Consider the following 19,276-nt stretch of genomic DNA (forward strand, 5'->3'; position numbering starts at 1 on the left):
CTAGAAAGTTTCTGAATTTCCAAATATAACAATAAAATAAGAACCTTTTGATTTTGTTTAATTTATTGATTTTAAGTCTGTTATTAATGATGGGAAGGTTAGTTTTTCTCCTGCTTAACAATCATTCGTTTAAAAAGATGTGTAAAATCTCTATTTTTGCATTGTTATATATTATATGGTATGAAAAAGGCTTTGATGTATTTTGGTTTAGGAACAGTAATTAGTTTCCTTATCAATTATTTTTTTTACAGTTCTGAAAATATTGTTCTCGACCTATATTATGCGCTGGCCTTTGGGATAGCATGGGGAATTGCCTATTATCTGGATACTCCCAATTTCACGCTGCCGCAAAAATTAGGTATTTCTTTTGCGGTAATGGGCGTCTTGGTTTTAATAGGGACACTATTATTCAGTCTGGAGCTTGCGATTCCTTCAATACTTAAATTTTCAACGGTTTTTGTTGCCTATTATCTGATTGCCAGCTTTCGGGGAAGTAAATCACTCAGAAATCAATAATAAAAAAGAGGCTGTTTCAAACGGCCTCTTTTTATTTTATTTATTAATGCATCATCAGGAAGCTTACCAGCGCAAGGCCGATAACGAGGAATGTAAATGCAAAGAAGTTAATCATAAATAATATACCTCCTATAAAAACACTCACAATGCCGTGTGCATGATAAGTACGGTGGTGTGCAATGAAGAAATACAGAATGCTGTAAATTATCAGAGCACTTATGAGTAAATACAAAAGCATATTAATTGCCCGGATATCTGTTACACTTGCCAGTTTTATGATGAACGATGTCAGCAGTATGTTCAGTAACAGAAAAGAGAAATAATGGAGGGTGAAAATTCCGTGATCGAAATACCACCATTTCTTCTTATGATGGAAAATCCATAAAAAGAAGGCAAACACCGGAAGGTAAAGAAACAATGCTTTCGGTAAGTTGTGGAAAGAAGTTTCTGCAAGTTTTTTGAATATTTCCCCTTTCGTAACTCCCTGTTCCTTGAGTTCGAAAAATTTGTGGGCTAATGGTTTTTTTATAAAATTAAAAACTGAAGGGTTTTTTGCAAGAGCCGAATCATAGGATTTTTGAGTTTTATAGCCTTCATAAGCCGTGGATTCGTCTATTTTCTTGTTCATTTCCAAAGCACTTTCGAAATCATCTATCTTAGCAGAATCAGGAACGATGACGGTAAGTTTCTGAATGGCAGCTGAATCTTCTTTGCTGATGTTTTTCTGAGCTTTTATGCTGTCCAGTTTTTCCTTGGTTTCAGCGGCTTTTATTTTTTCAAAGAGACTTTTTTCGTTTGGATTTTTTTCTTTTTCATTAAAATTAAGATTAAAAAGAGGAAATAAGGCGAACATGAAGAAGGTAATAAAGCTGACAAAGATGTAAAGCTTTACCGGAGGTACAAATTGCTGCCTTTTGCCGGCCAGATAAATACTGGTAAGTCTTCCCGGTCTGAAAAGCAGATTTTTGATGGTTCCCCAGAATTGTCCGTCATAATGAGTGAAGTCCTCTATGAAGTGTGTGAAAAGGAAATAAAACGGCTGCCTGGTTTCGGTATTTTCCTGACCGCAGTGCGGGCAGAATCTTTCTTCTACGGTATGCCCGCAATTCTGGCAGGTTTTGTCTTCTCTGATTTTTCCGTGGCTCATGGATATTGGGAATATGGTTTGTCGCAAATATAAAAATTTCACGACATAAAATAATTATATCAATAAGCTTTCAGGGAAATCTTTAATGTTAAGTTAATAAAGTAAGAGTTTAGTGATTAAACTCTTTACTTTATCACCTGTGTTTTTAGAATCTTCGAAATGTTTTTTTTCAACGCTCATGATTTTTACAAGTTCTGTGCCAAAGCAAAGCAGTTGATAGAATCTATTAAAATGAAGACAAATCCAGGAGACAGTATAGATTAAATAAAATATGTTTTTGGGTTACAAAAATAATTTGTACCTTTGCACACCCTTTTAGGGGAAAATTATGTTTAATCTTTAACTAAAACGTGTGAATACATTAAGTTACAAAACTGTTTCAGCGAACAAAGCTACTGCTAATAAAGAATGGGTTGTGGTAGACGCTGAAGGACAGCCGTTAGGAAGACTAGCTTCTACGGTTGCAAAGATTTTGAGAGGTAAGCACAAAACGAACTTTACACCTCACGTAGATTGTGGTGATAACGTAATCGTTTTGAATGCTGGGAAAATTACGCTTTCCGGAAATAAGTGGGCTGATAAGACTTACATCTGGCATACAGGTTACCCTGGTGGACAGAAGTCTATGACTGCGGCTGAACTTCAGAAGAAAGATTCTTTAAAAGTATTGGAAAAATCTGTAAAAGGTATGTTGCCTAAAAACAGATTAGGATCTGCTTTATTGAAGAACCTTTATCTATATGAAGGAACTGAGCACAAACATGAAGCTCAACAGCCTAAAACAATTAATGTTAACGAATTTAAATAATTAATTATGTCTATAGTTCACAAAATCGGAAGAAGAAAAACTTCTGTAGCTAGAGTTTATGTAAAACCAGGTTCTGGAAACATTACAGTAAACGGTAAAGACGCTAAAGAATATTTCTCTACAGACGTGATGGTTTACAAATTAAACCAACCGTTCATCCTTTCTGAGACTGTTGGTCAGTATGACGTTACCGTAAATGTTTTCGGTGGTGGTAATACAGGACAGGCAGAAGCTATCAGATTAGGTATTTCAAGAGCTTTATGCGAAATCAATGCTGAATTCAGATTAGCTTTGAAACCAGCTGGTTTACTTACAAGAGACGCAAGAATGGTGGAAAGAAAGAAGCCAGGTCAGAAAAAAGCAAGAAAGAGATTCCAATTCTCAAAACGTTAATATCAAGATTCAAGATATCAGACACAAGATTCAAGACTTTGCTCTCAGATCTTGGCTCCTGGTTCTTGGTTCTATTTTATCTAAACAAAAAAATTGCCCGTTACGTTTAGCATCCAAACGCTTCTCCCATCTAAAGAAGTTGTTGATTGTTTAAAAGACGGAAAGTAAACTAACAAAAACAGAAAACATGGCAAAAGCAAATGTAAAAGACCTTCTAGAGGCTGGTGTACACTTCGGTCACATGACCAGAAAGTGGAATCCAAATATGGCTCCATACATTTTTATGGAGAAAAACGGTATTCACATTGTAGACTTACATAAAACAGCAGTTAAATTGGATGAAGCGTGCAGCGCTTTGGAAAAATTAACTTCTGCAGGTAAAAAAGTTCTTTTCGTAGCGACTAAAAAGCAGGCGAAAGAAGTAGTGGCTAAGCACGCTGCTGAACTTAATATGCCTTATATTACAGAAAGATGGCCAGGAGGTATGTTAACGAACTTCGTTACGATCAGAAAGGCTGTAAAGAAAATGAACTCTATCGACAAAATGAAAAAAGACGGTACGTTCGAAACTTTATCTAAAAAAGAAAGATTACAGGTTGACAGACAAAGAGCTAACCTAGAGAAAAACTTAGGTTCTATCTCTGACATGGTTCGTCTTCCTTCTGCAATCTTCGTTGTAGATATCATGAGAGAACATATCGCTGTAACTGAAGCTAAGAAATTGGGTATTCCAGTTTTCGGTATTGTTGATACAAACTCTGACCCTAGAAAAGTAGACTTCGTTATCCCAGGAAACGATGATGCTTCTAAATCTATCGATATGATCTTAAACATCGTTTCTGATTCTATCAAAGAAGGTCAGTCTCAGAGAAAAGCTGATAAAGAAAAATCTAAAGAAGAAGGAGAAGTAGTATCTGCTGATAAAGATGCTGATTTCGATGCAGAATAATTAAAGATTTTCTTTAATATAGGAAAAACGCTGGATTTCGGTCCAGCGTTTTTTTATTGATGTCTACTCAAAACTCAATCCAAAAAGAAACCCACTCTACAGAGCGGGTTTTTATCTTAATTACTGATCTTTATAGCGTATGATGTAGTAATGAATTTATTAGCCTGATAAGATGAATTGCAAAGCATTCCGGAGAGGCTATAATTTTTGTTTTTAGGGACCATGGTGTAACCCACCTTACCGGAACCTATCGGGATCTTTTTAAAGAAACCACTGCTGCTCACTGTAAGAACCATATTGCAGGGCGATTTGTTTTCGACAGAAATGGAGGTGTTGGGATTGGAAGGAGAATCCTCATTAAGAAGATCATTTAAAACGGCCGCAGTTTCAGGTTTATAGGTTTTAATAAGCTCAGCATATTCCCTTTCCGTACTCATTGCAGAATTCCCGGAAGTATTTCCCGAAACTGAAGGATAAGAAGTTCTTATAGGATAGTTGCCATAGTTTACACTACAACTCATAAGGATAAGTGAAATTCCGGAGAAAGCGAGCAGCTTTTTCATACAGTTATTTTTTTGATCTTTTCTTTTTTGAAGCATTCACAGGTACTGTTTCTTTTTGTTCTTTTGATGGCTCACTGTTTATTGGTGGCTTTTTTGTACCCGGATTTTCAATGACTACAAATATACTTTTTTTTATGTCTTTCTGAGAAGAGTACTTTACATCGCATACATTACTGTTCAGGGTATAAGAGCCTTTGTTGAGAACAATAAAATTCTCGCCGTGAGCAGGAACTGCTAGGTTATAGAAGTCTTTTCCTTCAATTCTCAGGATGATATTGCAGTCCGAGTTATTTCTGAACAGGAGTACAGCCTCTTTTTTAGTAATATCCTCATCAAACATAGCGTTCAGAAGCTTTACCGTTTTATCTTTATGCTGGTCGGAGGTTTCGGCAAGAAGTTTTTTAAACTCTTCCGCATCATTGGAACTGGAATTTCTCATAAACCTGTTCGGAATATCCGTCATTACGGGTCTGGCTTCCATAGGTTTCGCTTTGGAAGCACCTTTTGTCCATTCCGAATTTTTTAAGGCAATAAGCTTGGGTTTTAGCACATATCTTTTAGGGTCATCAGGATGTGTGTTCTTAAGGTACTCTTCAATTTCCTTGATATTTGTGCTTTTTAAAATGTCTTTGGTTTTTTTCTGCGCTGAAGCTGTACCCGAAGTAAGGATCAGGAAGAGGAGGGGCGTTAAAATTTTTTTCATCAATTTGTTTTTATTTCACTAGCTTATCCGGAATTTTATATAGGTTATAGTCTTTCCTTTAGCTGAGAAAAGTTCTTCATAGTAAGTTTTTATGTCTCTCAGGTGTTCCGTGTTGGGATCATATTCAGGAGCACCATAAATATCGTGATGAGCGGAGATGATTTCATAGCCTGCACCCTGTAGATAGCCTAATGTATAGCCATGCAGAAACTCTGAATCTGTTTTCAGATGGATAATTCCGCCCGGTTTTAGGAATTTTTTGTACCGCTCTAAAAAGTCAGGGTGAGTGAGCCTGTGCTTGGTTCTTTTGTATTTGATCTGAGGATCAGGGAACGTGATCCAGATTTCATCCACTTCATTTTCTGCAAAAAAATAATCTACAAGCTCAATCTGGGTTCTGAGAAATGCCACATTTGTCATTCCGTTTTCTACAGCTTCTTTAGCACCAAACCAGAATCTGGCACCTTTAATATCTATTCCGATGAAGTTTTTTTCAGGGAATGTTTTGGCAAGTCCTACTGAATATTCTCCTTTACCACAGCCCAGTTCCAGTACAATCGGATGATCATTTTTAAAGAAGTCCTTTCTCCAGTTTCCTTTTAGTGAAAAACCGTTTAAGGCATCCTCTCTTGTGGGTTGGATAACATTTGGTAATATCTTGTTTTCAGCGAATCTTGCTAATTTATTTTTGCCCATCGAATTATTTATAAAATCCTGCAAAAATAGTGAATTTTGCATAGATTACCTTGCCTTTTAAAGATAAAAGACTGGCTTCAGGGCATATTTATGGACGGTTTACTGTGTTGCGGAACTCCCTAAAGTAACCATAATGGCTTTTTCAATTGTTTTTTGGGAAGCATACTGGGCGCCACAAACAAGGCTTGTGAAAAGATACTGTCCTTTATCTATAACAATTGTGCTGTCATCATGGGCGGGAACGGCAAGTCTGTATTTGGTATTTCCTACACTTTCCATTCTTACGATGATATTACAGTCAGAATTATTTTTGATAAGAACGATGCTTGTTTTGCTATTCGGGTCGTTATCGAAGAGTGAGTTTAATATTTTTACTGTTTTGTTCTTGTGTTCCACGGGATTTTCTGCCATCAGCATATTGAACTCTTCGGCTTCTGCGTTAGGAATAGCAGCATTGGCAGCTGTATTTACCACAAAGGTGTTCTGGGCAGTACTTGGAGTATAAGTTACTGTAGATTGTTTGGCGGCAAGCTCTGCCTTGTACTTGGCGATCTGTTTCTGTTTGATAATGGCATTCATTTCATCGAAAGTGATCTTGGTAGAAGGTCTTCTTTTCAGCAGGGCAAGCATTTCCTGCATATCTTTCACCTTCTGGTCGGCAGGGTGGGCATCTTTGATGTACTGCGTCATCATTTCCATGACCCTCGGCTTCAAAACAGATCTCCTGGGATCATCAGGGTGGGCATCTCTGAGAAAAGCATTGATCTCATAGATATTTTTACTTTTTAAAATATTGCTGTAGTCTTTCCCTCTTTTTTGGGCAGACACATTAAAAAACAGAACAGAAACAAACAGTAAAAGTAATTTTTTCATTAACAAATATTAAATTAAAGGCTGGTGTTCTTTTTTAATTTATGTTTTTAGGCAATTAGTTTATGGTAATAACGAAATACTATTGTTTTTATTTTTTACACTTAATAGTCAGATAAATTTAAACATAATTTTAAATAAAAAAGAAATGTACATTATAAATTATGAGATAATATACATTTCTTAAAATATGTTGAATAGAAGTTTATTTAATAACTTCCTGAAGATTCGAGGTTTTAAGCCTTTTCTGATAGATCGGAAGATACTTTTCAATAGGAACCTTTATTGCTTCAAAATTACCGGAAAGCACATAAGCTTCAATGTTTTCTGAAGTATAAACAAACTGAAGGAAATTGTCAATAAGGTTATCCGGAATTTTAAACTTAGCAAAATAATCCTTACCAAGATAATTTTTGATCTGCGTTACAGAATTATTCATCCTTTCATACGCCATATAGCGCTGCTTTTTCTTCCGGTCTCCGGAAAGGATATCATAGATGCTTTCCAGGCTGAAGGTAAGCCCTCCGTCCCTCAATCCGGCAACCGGAAGCTCTGGGGAAGTTCCGTCGCCTTTAGGCTCAGGAAGCCCAATTACTTTTTTAATAGCAAGACCTTTATCCTCTTTTCTTATAGAATTTACATCATACCTGAGATTTCCTGTAGGTTTGAACCTGTTCAGTACAATCTCCTGAATTTCGTAGTAGGCAATTTTTAATTCAATGAGGTTTTTCTGCTGCATCATCTGCGGAGTAAGCTTTACATCTTTCCTTTCTGTGACAATGGAAGTGAAACGGATCACATCACCGGGAACTGCAGGAATATTATAAGTACCGTTATAATCGGTAAGTACGGTTTTCTGGGTGTTCAGATTGGTTACGTAAACCTGGTTGAGATACAAGATTGAGTTGTCTCTTAAAAATACCTCTCCGGAATAGGTCTGTGCATTGATTTTTGCCAGAAAAATCAGCAGCAATAGGGTAATTAGCTTCTTCATATAATTGGGGCAAAATTACGTAGAAATACAGCAATTTATACCTATTTAGATAGTGATTACAGGTTAAAGTTATATTAAACTTTAACATTAAACTGTTAATGAATGTTATAAATGTTTCAATAGTAAAAAGATATGATGAAATTTAGAATAAAATCATTCTATTCTTTATTTTTTACCAGGAGCCAGCTCGTATACTTTACGGAAGTGGAAGTGCCATATTCCGTCCAGGTAATAAAATACCAGTAAGTTGCTGTAGGAACAGGTCTTCCGCCCATTCTTCCGTCCCAGATGTATCGGTTACTTGGGCTTCCCCTGAAAACTTCAGCACCGTAACGGTCGAAAATTCTGAATTCAAGGTTCGGATTGCTCATTAAAGCAGAATAATCGATCGTATCATTGTGGCCGTCACTGTTAGGGGTAATGGTGTTAATGAGATTGATGATAGCAAACTGCTTATCTACTTCACCGCATAATTTGGAGTCTCTCACAAATACGGTATGGCTTCCTCTTGGTACATTGTAGAAAATATTGATGCTTTGCCAGTTCACCCCATCCAGGGAATATTCATAAGGAGGGGTACCGCCAGTCACTCCGACTGTTACAGTAGAACCGTTAATTTCAATAGAACTGATTGTAGGAAGAGGAGCTTCTGTAACATTTACATATTGTTTGTAAACACATCCGTTGAAGGTAAGCTCTACCCAGTAACTTCCCACAGGCACATTGGAAATAGAAGGAGAGGTAGCTCCAGTACTCCACAGATATTTTTCAAAACCTGGACCGGCATCCAGTTTAGTGGTTGCTTTTGAACAGATAACCTGATCTTTTAAAATGTCTGATTTCTTAGGAGTTTTGATAGTGATTTTAACAGATCCTACCTCAGGGCAAACCCCGCTTTTCTCAAATCTGATATAGTAGGTCTGTGTACCTGTAACGTTAACTGTTCCTGATAAAGGATTGATATTATTCTGAGCATTACCCAGACTTCCATAGAAAGTATAAGTTACAGAAGGATCTGTTGTAAATTGCGGGATGAACTGAGTAAGGTTGACCGCTTTTGTTCCATCAAGATCATCATCACAAAGACTCGTGGCCACTGCTGATGTTAATAAAGTAACACGGGCTCCGATACTGAACTGTAAAGGCTTCACTACAACGGCACAGCCGTCCGGGGACTCCACCCTGATGTAAATAGTGGTTGTTGCCGTATAGCTCCAGTTATTAGGAAGTGTATTGTTATTTCCTGCATTGGCATCAGCAAGGGATGCATAATATCTTACGTTGGTAAAATAATTGGGATTATTCAGTACAATAGCTGTTATATTGGAAAGGTTCACGGTGACCGTTCCGTCCATATTATCATCACAGAATGTTCCGTTATAATTGTTGGTTACAATAGCCAGGTTGTATAAAGAAAGAGTGATCTGGGCAATACTTTTACAGCCCAGATTGTTTTTTACCACTGCATAGACAATGGTTCCGTCTGGTGCAGTATAAGCATTTGGGGAGGTAATAAGCGCTCCGGGATTTTCTGTTTGTGCATCTGCCAGGGTAGGATAGTAGGTAATAGTTACCGGCGAGTTGTTGGTTACATTCGCGGAAGTAAGATTGAAGGTTCCCTGCCCGTTGATATTACACGCATGCAATGTGGCATTTGTTACAATAAGAGGTATAATATTGATGGTGACGGTTACGGTTTCACAATCTGTAAAAACAGGATCATCCCCGCAGAAAGTATAGGTAAAAGTATCTGTTCCGGTAGTGCCGGGTGTGTTGACGGAATAAGTAATAACACCGGTCACGGGATCTATGACTACCGTTCCCAATGTAGGCGCATTCACAATAGCGACAGTGGAAGGAACAGGAGCCTGTGCAGAGCTGCTGAATGCAGGAGTGATGGTTTTGGTATTACAGACATTATAGGTTGTTGTGGTCAGTTTTGTACAGTTCAGTACTTTAAACTGTTCCGTTACCAAAGGGGCACATCTCCCCATAGTTACCGAACAGGTGTAATATCCGGACTGTGTGGGACTGATGGATGCTCCTGTAGCTCCGGGAATAAGGTTGCCGTTCACATACCACTGATAGGTATCATAAATTACCGGGTCTACCGTAAGAACAATTCCCGGAACACAGTTTCCTCCTGATCTTAAAATAACAGGCTGTGTAGGGAAACCTGCAAAAAAGCCTCCATATCCTACAGCATTACTTCCTGCAGTAATTCCTGCGGTAACCGCTTTGTCAGAAATTACGGTAATCGTTCCGGTTACATTAGGAATACCATAGGTCACCCAGTTATTGGTACCTGTCATGTTGAAAGGGCCTGTAGTTGCAGGCGGAACTGCCCCGTTTACTGTAACATTGGCGCCTTTTTCCGTAATAAGGTTCAGCTTTGTGGGAATATTAAGAATCCCTAATGGATTAGCCGTGGAATGTACAAAGTTTTCATCAATAAACCCTAATTCATTGATCTGTTTGGGAAGATAGCAGTTCAGGGCAGGAATAAAATTGAATCCGCCGGTTGCCACTTCACTTCCTGATACGGAATCCCCTGCCAGAACCTGGTAAACATATGCATTTTTGGAAGTTTTAAGATAAAGGTTATAATGCGATGCTCCCTGCAGTTTGTATTTTGAGTTCGGAACTACGTAATACTGCCCCGCATTTAAGGTAGCAAGGGGAGGGATTTCATCATTGACAAAAATCTGGGTATTGTTTTCAGTAGCAATGACAATGGCTCCTTCCATATTGGAGCCTACACTGCCGTTTCCTTTGACAAGGGCAAACTCGCTTCCAAGCCTTTCCACAGGGACAGACTGATCCATCAGAATATCAGAACTTGAAGGAAAGTTTCCGGAATACTGGCCGTTGAAATTCCCATTGGTTACATTCACCGGTTTGTTAGCAGTGATTTTAGCACCAATAAAGCCATCTGTATTGGTGGAACCTGAACCATCTATAATATAGGATTGCCCTTTATTGAGGGTAAATGTCATGGTAGGGTTTGTAGCGCCGGTAGTTCCGTTGGAAAACTGCACTGTTGGCTTATATCCGCTTATTGTAACTGTTGTGTTATCCTCAGTAGCAAGAACACTGGCCATAAAGTTTAAGATGGGGTTGACAACCGTTATGGGAGCATTGGCGACATAAAAATTTTTTCCTGTAGAAGGTATTCCTTTAGAGGTAATAATCTCTGCATGGTTGAATACTGAAAACCTGAGATTGGCATAAAAAGGGAAGTCTGCCTGCAGATAAAGCCCTTTCGTAGAGGGAGTAAACAGATCTGTCTGAAGAGTTGTTATAATATATTTTCTGAGTACATCAAATTTCTGGGGATTATTCTTACTGATGGTTACCGTACCGATCAGAATGTTGTTACTGTAAATATTTACAGGGAAGGGAGTGGTTCTGTTGGTAGATAAATATAATTTCTGATACGGACTGGGACTTCCGGTTCTGTCCACCATGGGAGCAAACCAGTGTTCCCTGTCCAATTGACCGAAGGCAAAGGTGAAAAAATAAAGTATAAATAAAAAAGATAAAAATTTTTTCATTCAGTAGAGGGAGTTTAACACAAATTTAATAATAAAATGGATTTATACCTTGAAAAAATAATAAAAAAACCGCGATGGTAAAATCGCGGTTTAGAAAGGCATATTTTCAGGGTTACTCTCTGCTCTTCACAAGAATCCAGCCTGTATATTTTACTGCGGTCTGTTTCCCGGATGGCTCATTCCACTGAATTTCAAACCAGTAGTTTCCGGTAGGTACTCTTTTGCTTCCGCCTAAAGTTCCATTCCATTTATAACCGTTTGATTGATCTCCCCGGAATATTTTGCTTCCGTATCTGTCGAAAATAGTAAATTCCAGGTTCTTTTTACCTGCCAGTAAAGAATAATCCAAAACATCATTTACCCCGTCATCATTGGGAGTAATAGCATTGATAAGGTTGGGAATAGTAATTTCCACTTTAATAGGATCACAGTTATAGCTGTCTTTTACATATACCGCAGATATGCCTCTTGCTACATCAGTGAAAATATTGGAATCCTGCCACTGGATATTATCAAGTGAATACTGATATGGAGGAGCTCCGCCTATTGCATATACCGTAACTGTAGTATTTGAAACATCAATATTGGATACTACAGGCTGTTCGGAAGCATATACTTTTACCGTCTGCAGGGTAATACAGTCGCCTGTTTTCAGCTTTACCCAATAGGTTCCTACACCAACGTTACTGATTGCCTGTGTAGTGGCTCCCGTACTCCATTCATAACCATTGAACCCAGGTCCTGCGTCAAGTGTGGTTTTATCTTCCACACAAATAATTTTATCAACAAGAACAGCAGAGGTTACAGGAGGAAGAACGGTAAGGGAAACTTCCGCAATTCTGTAGCAGCCATTCGCGTTGATTACTTTTACGTAGGCAACTCCTGTAGGGGCAATATAATTGGCAGGGTTTAAAATTTCATTCGTACTATTGTCTGCATCTGTAGGAGAAGGATAATATTTTTTTGTAACTCCCGGCTGCGTAGTGACTGAAGCATTGGTAAGGTTAAATAATCCGGTGGCCGGATTGGCTTCCAGATAGCAAGCTCTCAAGGATGCATTGGTAACGACCGGGCTTTCGGAAACCGTTAAATTCAATGTTACTTCCTCACAGTCTGTAAAGTCAGGGTTATTTCCACAGAATTTGTAAACAAAAGAGTCTGGTCCTACATAATTATATGCAGGAGCATAGCTGATAACTCCTGTAGCAGGATCAACAACTGCATTACCGTTAACAGGTGGTGTAACGATGATTACGCTGCCCGGTACTACAGACTGGGTGGAATTGGTAAATGTGGGAACAATCAGCTTAACACCGTCACAAACCGTTTGATTTAAGGTGGTTTCCGTAAGACATGTGAATACTTTATACACAGGAGTCGTTATCGGAGGACAAGAGCCTACCGTTATTTTTACAGTATAATTGCCTGATTGTGTAGGAGTATAGGAATTAGTTACAGCTCCGGTGATAGGAGTGCTGTCTCTGTACCACTGATAAGAATCAAAGCTGTCATCTACTTCCAGTACAATTCCGGGGATACAGTCTCCGGTTTGTTTGGCAATCACCGGAATGGAAGAGAATCCGGCAAAATATCCGCCATAGCCTACCACACCACTTCCGCCGGATATTCCTGCAGTTACAGCTTTTGAAGAGGTGATCGTTACATTTCCTGTAACGTTAGGTACAGAATAAGATACCCATGATGAGGTTCCTAGTACAGGATATGGCCCCTGTGCTGCAGGAGGTGTACCACCGTTTACGGTAACCGCAGCCCCGGTTTCTGTGAGAATGTTTAATTTAACATTATTGGTCGTAGGAGGCAGGATATTAATATTTCCTATTTCATCAATTTTTCTGGGAAGATAGCAGTTCAATGGAGGAATATAATTGAATCCCACTGTAGCGTTACTGTTGGCCACGCCTGCCAGAAGCTGGTATACATACACATTTTTGGTTGTTTTAATGTACATGTTATAGTGATTATTACCCTGATTGATGTAATTATTGTTATTGAGCTGGTTCACCCTGTAGCTTTCTCCTTCGTTTAAGGTTATTGCCGGTGTTGCTCCATTGTTGATGAATACCTGTGTGCCCCCTTCTGTGGCGACAATCAGGGCGTCTTCCATTCTTTCACTAATGTCTCCGTTTCCTTTAACGAGGACAAATTCATTTCCCAGTCTGTCTGTAGGTACGGACTGGTCCATTACGATATCTGCTCCGTCAAAAAAAGAACCGGGTGGAATGATGGCAAACTGACCGTTGAAATTTCCGTTGGTCACAGAAATAGGTTTATCAGCCTCTATTTTGGCACCGATAAAACCTTCTTTGTTTCCAGCTTTATCACCAACCCCTTCAATGATATAGGACTGGCCTTTATTGAGAGTAAATGTGAGCGACGGATTGGTTACACCGGTCCATCCGTTGCTGAATTCTACATTGGCAGAATAATCTGATACGGTAACTACAGTATTGTCTTCCGTAGCCATTATACCGGTAGTGAAATTCAAGGCCGTCACAGGATTTTCTATGGGGGCAACAGCTGCATAAAACTTTTTGCCGATTCCTGCTTTTCCTTTGGAAGTCAGGATCTCACCATGACTGCTTACAGAAAATCTGAAGGTTGCAAAATAAGGTTTTGTCCCTTTTGTGTACAATCCTTTGTTTACCGGAGCAAACATTTCGGAAGTATTGCTGATAATGATATTTCCCAAAGGAATAGGGAATGTCTGGGGAGCCCCTTTGGCTATCGTCACGGTTCCCAGCAGGATATTGTTGCTATAAATTTCTACAGGAAACGGAGTCGTGGAATCTGTAGAAAAATATAATGCCTGTTGAGGGCTGATAATGTTTGTGCTTCTTGCCGCCATCGGAGCAAACCAATGTTCCGTATCTCTTTGCGCAAAAAGCGGATTTGCTGCTGTAAACAGCAAAAGAAAAGTGAGTAAAAATGTTTTCATACATGTGGGAATTAAGGATTGGCGCAAAAATAGGAGAATATTTTCAGTGAGATTATAAAATATGTAAAAAATATTGATTTTTTGTTAAAAAAAAACCGCGATTTCAAATCGCGGTTAATTATTTATTGCTTAAAGATGGTTATTCAATGTTTTTAACTAAAATCCATCCTGTGTAATAGACTGGAGTTTTTTCTTTGTTAGATTCATTCCAGTTGATGTGATACCAATAGGTTCCGGTTACAAGCTTTTTGTCATAATGTTTTCCGTCCCATTTGTAATTGTTGAATTTGTTTCCGGTGAAAATCATGTTTCCGTATCGGTCGTAAATTACAAAAGAAAGGTTTTCTTTATAGGCCAGCTCGCTGTAATCGATAAAGTCATTTTTATTGTCACCGTTAGGAGTAATAGCATTTACCAGGTTAGGAACCGTTACTTCCACGGTAGTAGGGTCACAATTGTAAGCGTCTTTTACGTAGAAAATATGCTGACCTCTTGTAAGTCCTGTGAAGATGTTGGAATCCTGCCAGTTGGTTGGTGTATCTACAGCAAATTTATAAGGAGGTTTTCCACCGTTCACAATTACTGTTGCTGTTGTGTTGGATATTTCAATTTTAGTGATTACCGGATCTTCAGCTTTTCTTACTCTTACAATTTGAGGAAGTAAACATCCGTTTTTGCCCAGAATAACAGTGTATTCTCCAATACCTACATTTTGAATGGAAGAAGTTGTAGCTCCTGTATTCCATTGATAAGAATCGTATCCGGGACCTGCATCCAGATTTGTAAGGCCGTCTGCACAGATATACTGGTCAACAAGAACCGGTGATTTTTTTATCGGAAGAGCAATCAGCTGAATTTTTGCATTTGCTGTACATCCTTCGTTAGTAGTAACTTTTACATAAACATATCCTCCGGCAGATGGATAGTTTGTAGGAACTGTAATTTCGTTAGTTCCGGCAGTAAGGTCAGCCATCGTAGGATAGTATTTTTTTATTACCGCATTGTAGTCGGTAACGCTTGCTTTAGTAAGATCAAAATAAGCATAAGGATCTACATCATACTGGCATGCCTTAAGTATTGCATCTCTCACTACGAAAGGAACTACGGTAAGATTTAAAGTAACCTGCTCACAGTCGATAAATTCAGTAGCGTTACCACAGAACTTATATACGATCTGATCCGGGCCATAATAGTTGGCTGTTGGAGTGTACGTAATGGTTCCGTTTGAGTTTACTACAGCAGTACCATGCGTTGGTGCAGTAATAATAACTAGGGTACCTGGTACCGGAGTTTGTGTTGAAGAAGTGAATGCCGGCGTAATTACCTTAGTGGAACACGCACTCAGAGTTTGGGTAGTTAGTTTTAAACAGGTATATACCTTATAGATAGAGGTTGTAACAGGAGGACATGTACCCATTGTTACTTTTACGGTATAATTTCCTGAAGTTGTAGGTGAATAAGTATTGGCTGTTGCGCCCGGGATAGCGGTTCCGTTTAAAAACCACTGGTAACCTTCATAGGTGTCATCCACCTCAAGAATGATACCCGGAGCACATTCTCCTGATTTTTTTGAAATTACTGGGATTGATGAGAATCCTGCAAAGTAACCGCCATATCCTACGGCACCACTACCTGCGGAAATCCCTGCAGTTACGGCTTTTGAAGAGGTAACGGTAACGTTTCCTGTCACATTGGGAACCGAATAAGATACCCATGCGGTAGTTCCTGTTACAGTAAAAGGTCCCTGTACTGTTGGAGCAGGAGCTCCGTTCATCGTAACATTAACAATTGCGCCTGTTTCAGTAAGGATATTTAATTTTACATTTTTCGTACCGCTGGAATTGGTTTCAGGAAGCTGATTGATCAATCCTATTTCGTCAATTTTCCTTGGCAGGAAGCAGTTCAAAGGAGGGATATAATTGAACCCTTCTGTTGCTGAACTGTTTGGAAGTCCTGCAAGAAGCTGATATACATATGCATTTTTAGAAGTTTTGATATGCATATTAAAGTGAGAACTTCCCTGATCAATATAGGGGAAAACATAAGTATTGTTTGGTCCTTGGCCCACTCTTACCCACTGCCCCTCATTCAGGGTCTGAATAGGAGTGGTAGAGCCGTTAAGAAATACCTCTGTATTATCTTCTGTTGCTATGATTAATGCATCTTCATCTCCGTCATCACTGTCGCCGTTTCCTTTTACAAGGACAAACTCGTTTCCTAGCCTGTCTGTTGGTACAGATTGGTCCATAACAATATCTGAACCGGCCGATCCTGCACCCGGAGGAAGAGCAAACTGACCGTTAAAGTTACCGTTAGTCACGGATACCGGTTTGTCGGATACTATTTTGGCACCGATAAAACCTGTGGCATTGGTTCCTACATTGTCTCTACCTTCGATGATATATGCCTGCCCTTTATTAAGGGTGAATGTCATGGTTGGATTGGTTGTTCCGGTAGTCCCGTTGGTAAATTGTAATCCCGGACTATATCCGGAAACGGTAACTGTAGTGTTGTCTTCCGTAGCTAAAACTCCGGCTGTAAAATTTAAATAAGTAATGGACTGTCCGGTCATTGGAGAAGCGGCAACATAGAATTTTTTTCCAATACCTGCTTTTCCTTTTGACGTTAATATTTCACCATGGCTGGTAACACTAAACCTGAAATTTACATAATATGGCTTTGTCCCTTTAGTATAAATCCCTTTACCAATGGGGGTGAACATTTCTGTAGGCAGATCGGTAATCATCGTTGCCGTTGTTATATCAAAGGTTTTTGGATCACCCTTCATAATGGTTACTGTTCCAAGAAGTACTCCATTACTGTATATTTCTACGGGGAAGGGTGTGGTGGAATCCGTAGAAAAGTATAAAGCCTGTTTTGGAACTGACAGAGCAGAAGGTTTCGCTGCCATAGGAGCAAACCAGTGTTCTGTATCCCTTTGTGCAAAGAGCGGGTTAATTGATAAAAGAAATAATACTAAGCTGAGTAGAAATCTTTTCATGTGTGTGGAATTAGGATTTCTACAAATTTAAAATAATATTTGAAATAGTGTTAAATAAATATAACAAAAGTTAAAAATTAATCATGATTTTTAATTAAAAGCCATCCGGAATATGAAACTGGTAATTTCGTGTCAGGCTCCGTCCATGTAATTACGTACAATACGTTCCGTAGGAAGGTTTCTTTCGTTTACTTTTCCATCCCGGATATAATTTTGTCGGATATGTCTGCCGGAAGGTTTTGTCTGAATCAAACAAAAATGTCATGTTGTTGAATATTAGAAGATTAGATTCAGGTTAAGTTGGCAGTATGAATAGGCTGTACAAAAAAATCCCGGTGAATTTCACCGGGATCTGTATGATTCTTTGAAGGATAATTAAGCTAGGCTTACTCTTACAAAACCTGTTACTTTAAGATCTGCATTTACAGATTTTACATAGTCAGCTACAGAAATAGAGCTGTCTTTGATGAAATCCTGGTGGATCAAAGTATTGTCTTTGTAGAATCTCTGCATTTTACCTTTCAGGATATTGTCGATAATGTTTGCAGGCTTACCTTCTTCAGTAAGTTTATGTCTTTCGATTTCCAGTTCTTTGTCGATAGTTTCCTGAGAAACTCTGGTTTCGTCAAGAGCGATTGGGTTCATTGCAGCAGCCTGCATAGAAACAGCTTTAGCAACTTCGTCAGCTCCGTCTACTTTAGCAGAAAGTGCAGTGATAGCAGCGATTTTGTTTCCAGCGTGGATGTAAGCTCCAAGGTAAGGCCCTTCGATTCTTTCGAATACTCCGATCTCGATTTTCTCACCGATAACTCCTGTCTGCTCGATTAATTTATCAGCAACAGTAAGTCCGTGGAAATCTGTAGCTAAAAGCTCTTCTTTAGTAGCTGCGAAAATAGCCATTTCAGCTAATTCGTAAGCAAGCTCGATGAAAGCTTCGTTTTTAGCAACGAAGTCAGTTTCGCAGTTTAGAGAGATGATCGCACCTAAAGTGTTATCCTCGTTTACTCTAGCGATTACTGCACCTTCAGAAGATTCTCTGTCAGCTCTGTTTGCAGCAACTTTCTGCCCTTTCTTTCTAAGGATATCTACTGCTTTTTCGAAGTCTCCTTCTGCTTCAACTAAAGCTTTCTTGCAGTCCATCATACCTGCACCTGTTTGGTTTCTTAATTTTGCTACGTCTGCAGCAGCTGGTGTATAAGACATAATATGTATTATTTTTTTATTTAAGATTAGTATTAATTTTTAGCTTAATTTTAAAGCAGTGCAAAGATAATGATTTTAATGATAAACTAAAAAATGACTTTTCACGTTATTGATATATTTAATACTATTTTAAAGACTTGATTAATGAAAAAAATCTTTCTCCTTATATTTCTATGCATTTTTGCCTTAGGTTTCTCCCAAAAAAAGAAAAAATCGAAATCCAAGGCGGTCGTAGAAAAAGAAACAGTAATCATCTACACAGAGCAGGATGCTGAAGCCTCCAGCGAGGCCAGAGTGATTGCAGGTTTCCTGAAACAGAATCCCGGACATGCCAAAACCGATTATTTTAAAAGAAAACTGATTGAAATGATTATGGCCGATAATTCTCCTGAAGCCAAACCTACCATTAAACCAATCAGTAAAGAAAAAATAGAAAAAATTGTTCAGAATAATGAGCTTAACAGCGGTAAAGTAATAGCAGCCAGTAATAAAACACCTGCTGAAAACAAGAATACAGATAAGGTCAATGATGCTATCAATGCTCTGAAAGAAGAAAGACTGGCAAGTGTTGGTTCGGTAAGTTCCGCCAAAACTGCCGGGGTTGCCAAATCGGGACCCAGCGAAGCTAATAAAAAAACGGCAGCAATGCTTACCCACCTCTTCAATAATGACATGAATAAAAATGAGGCTTACGTCAATATCAAGAACAGATCCAGCTGTAACCTTGTTGTGAAAATAAGCGGAAAAAAATATTATAATTTAACCGTTCCCGCAAAAGGACAAAATTTTATTCTGATAGATAAAGGAGAATATGTACTGACGACAATGGTGTGTGATGCCAAGTATTCTTCAATCAAGAAAGTAACACAGGACATAGAAATTGCACTCAACGTAGCCGATTAAGATCAATTAAAACTAAACTA

General features: G+C 38.7%; 15 protein-coding genes. 5 read left to right on the forward strand and 10 right to left on the reverse strand.

Translation table 11 applies throughout. The annotated features are described in order from the left end of the window. Positions 1 to 180: 180 nt before the first annotated feature. Positions 181 to 516 (forward strand): hypothetical protein, encoded by a 336-nt coding sequence (locus BUB03_RS20435; protein ID WP_073066661.1) that lies wholly within the window; start codon positions 181 to 183, stop codon positions 514 to 516. A gap of 43 nt (positions 517 to 559) precedes the next feature. Here BUB03_RS20435 and BUB03_RS20440 read toward each other — a convergent pair whose 3' ends face one another. Continuing rightward, positions 560 to 1,663, reverse strand: coding sequence for a DUF3667 domain-containing protein (locus tag BUB03_RS20440; protein ID WP_040997645.1), 1,104 nt, complete (start codon positions 1,661 to 1,663; stop codon positions 560 to 562). 352 nt (positions 1,664 to 2,015) lie between these two features. Between BUB03_RS20440 and rplM the strand changes: the two genes are divergently transcribed. The 3 genes from rplM (at position 2,016) to rpsB (ending at position 3,813) form a co-directional block, all read left to right on the forward strand. After that, a complete protein-coding gene (rplM, locus tag BUB03_RS20445) occupies positions 2,016 to 2,471 on the forward strand; it encodes a 50S ribosomal protein L13 (RefSeq protein WP_034706094.1) in 456 nt (151 codons plus the stop codon). Positions 2,472 to 2,477: 6 nt separating this feature from the next. Next, positions 2,478 to 2,864 (forward strand): 30S ribosomal protein S9, encoded by a 387-nt coding sequence (gene rpsI / locus BUB03_RS20450; protein WP_007843277.1) that lies wholly within the window; start codon positions 2,478 to 2,480, stop codon positions 2,862 to 2,864. Between the two features lie 187 nt (positions 2,865 to 3,051). Beyond that, the gene (rpsB, locus tag BUB03_RS20455; RefSeq protein ID WP_040997639.1) at positions 3,052 to 3,813 is read left to right on the forward strand and encodes a 30S ribosomal protein S2; all 762 of its coding nucleotides are present in this window, start codon (positions 3,052 to 3,054) and stop codon (positions 3,811 to 3,813) included. Positions 3,814 to 3,929: 116 nt separating this feature from the next. Here rpsB and BUB03_RS20460 read toward each other — a convergent pair whose 3' ends face one another. The 9 genes from BUB03_RS20460 to tsf form a co-directional block, all read right to left on the reverse strand. Continuing rightward, complete coding sequence (locus tag BUB03_RS20460; protein ID WP_040997772.1) at positions 3,930 to 4,376, reverse strand: DUF6759 domain-containing protein; 447 nt, start codon at positions 4,374 to 4,376, stop codon at positions 3,930 to 3,932. Positions 4,377 to 4,380: 4 nt separating this feature from the next. After that, positions 4,381 to 5,079 carry a DUF6759 domain-containing protein gene (locus tag BUB03_RS20465; protein WP_175547524.1) on the reverse strand — a complete coding sequence of 233 codons (699 nt, stop codon included), beginning with the start codon at positions 5,077 to 5,079 and terminating at the stop codon, positions 4,381 to 4,383. A gap of 18 nt (positions 5,080 to 5,097) precedes the next feature. After that, positions 5,098 to 5,775, reverse strand: a complete 678-nt coding sequence (trmB, locus tag BUB03_RS20470; RefSeq protein WP_040997637.1) for a tRNA (guanosine(46)-N7)-methyltransferase TrmB — start codon at positions 5,773 to 5,775, stop codon at positions 5,098 to 5,100. Between the two features lie 99 nt (positions 5,776 to 5,874). Beyond that, positions 5,875 to 6,648 carry a DUF6759 domain-containing protein gene (locus BUB03_RS20475; protein WP_073066664.1) on the reverse strand — a complete coding sequence of 258 codons (774 nt, stop codon included), beginning with the start codon at positions 6,646 to 6,648 and terminating at the stop codon, positions 5,875 to 5,877. Positions 6,649 to 6,850: 202 nt separating this feature from the next. Then, positions 6,851 to 7,639, reverse strand: a complete 789-nt coding sequence (locus BUB03_RS20480) for a hypothetical protein (RefSeq protein ID WP_040997634.1) — start codon at positions 7,637 to 7,639, stop codon at positions 6,851 to 6,853. 158 nt (positions 7,640 to 7,797) lie between these two features. Continuing rightward, positions 7,798 to 11,193, reverse strand: coding sequence for a T9SS type B sorting domain-containing protein (locus BUB03_RS20485; protein WP_073066666.1), 3,396 nt, complete (start codon positions 11,191 to 11,193; stop codon positions 7,798 to 7,800). 112 nt (positions 11,194 to 11,305) lie between these two features. Further along, on the reverse strand, positions 11,306 to 14,149 hold the full coding sequence (locus BUB03_RS20490) for a T9SS type B sorting domain-containing protein (RefSeq protein ID WP_073066669.1): 2,844 nt from the start codon (positions 14,147 to 14,149) through the stop codon (positions 11,306 to 11,308). Positions 14,150 to 14,288: 139 nt separating this feature from the next. Further along, entirely contained in the window at positions 14,289 to 17,150 is a 2,862-nt protein-coding gene (locus BUB03_RS20495; RefSeq protein ID WP_073066672.1) for a T9SS type B sorting domain-containing protein, read from the reverse strand. A 375-nt stretch (positions 17,151 to 17,525) separates the two neighbouring features. After that, positions 17,526 to 18,353 (reverse strand): translation elongation factor Ts, encoded by an 828-nt coding sequence (gene tsf / locus BUB03_RS20500; RefSeq protein WP_040997627.1) that lies wholly within the window; start codon positions 18,351 to 18,353, stop codon positions 17,526 to 17,528. Positions 18,354 to 18,497: 144 nt separating this feature from the next. Here tsf and BUB03_RS20505 point away from each other — a divergent pair, with 144 nt between their 5' ends. Continuing rightward, entirely contained in the window at positions 18,498 to 19,256 is a 759-nt protein-coding gene (locus BUB03_RS20505) for a DUF6759 domain-containing protein (protein WP_073066675.1), read from the forward strand. Positions 19,257 to 19,276 lie beyond the last annotated feature (20 nt).

Source organism: Chryseobacterium oranimense (assembly GCF_900129755.1).
GTDB classification, from domain to species: Bacteria; Bacteroidota; Bacteroidia; order Flavobacteriales; family Weeksellaceae; genus Chryseobacterium; species Chryseobacterium oranimense.

Excerpts from the sequence above, each read along its gene's own strand:
- BUB03_RS20435 (WP_073066661.1), top strand. The coding sequence starts at position 181 with ATGAAAAAGGCTTTGATGTATTTTGGTTTAGGAACAGTAATTAGTTTC.
- BUB03_RS20440 (WP_040997645.1), bottom strand. The coding sequence starts at position 1,663 with ATGAGCCACGGAAAAATCAGAGAAGACAAAACCTGCCAGAATTGCGGG.
- rpsI (WP_007843277.1), top strand. The coding sequence starts at position 2,478 with ATGTCTATAGTTCACAAAATCGGAAGAAGAAAAACTTCTGTAGCTAGA.
- rpsB (WP_040997639.1), top strand. The coding sequence starts at position 3,052 with ATGGCAAAAGCAAATGTAAAAGACCTTCTAGAGGCTGGTGTACACTTC.
- BUB03_RS20460 (WP_040997772.1), bottom strand. The coding sequence starts at position 4,376 with ATGAAAAAGCTGCTCGCTTTCTCCGGAATTTCACTTATCCTTATGAGT.
- BUB03_RS20465 (WP_175547524.1), bottom strand. The coding sequence starts at position 5,079 with ATGAAAAAAATTTTAACGCCCCTCCTCTTCCTGATCCTTACTTCGGGT.
- trmB (WP_040997637.1), bottom strand. The coding sequence starts at position 5,775 with ATGGGCAAAAATAAATTAGCAAGATTCGCTGAAAACAAGATATTACCA.
- BUB03_RS20475 (WP_073066664.1), bottom strand. The coding sequence starts at position 6,648 with ATGAAAAAATTACTTTTACTGTTTGTTTCTGTTCTGTTTTTTAATGTG.
- BUB03_RS20480 (WP_040997634.1), bottom strand. The coding sequence starts at position 7,639 with ATGAAGAAGCTAATTACCCTATTGCTGCTGATTTTTCTGGCAAAAATC.
- BUB03_RS20485 (WP_073066666.1), bottom strand. The coding sequence starts at position 11,193 with ATGAAAAAATTTTTATCTTTTTTATTTATACTTTATTTTTTCACCTTT.
- BUB03_RS20490 (WP_073066669.1), bottom strand. The coding sequence starts at position 14,149 with ATGAAAACATTTTTACTCACTTTTCTTTTGCTGTTTACAGCAGCAAAT.
- BUB03_RS20495 (WP_073066672.1), bottom strand. The coding sequence starts at position 17,150 with ATGAAAAGATTTCTACTCAGCTTAGTATTATTTCTTTTATCAATTAAC.
- tsf (WP_040997627.1), bottom strand. The coding sequence starts at position 18,353 with ATGTCTTATACACCAGCTGCTGCAGACGTAGCAAAATTAAGAAACCAA.
- BUB03_RS20505 (WP_073066675.1), top strand. The coding sequence starts at position 18,498 with ATGAAAAAAATCTTTCTCCTTATATTTCTATGCATTTTTGCCTTAGGT.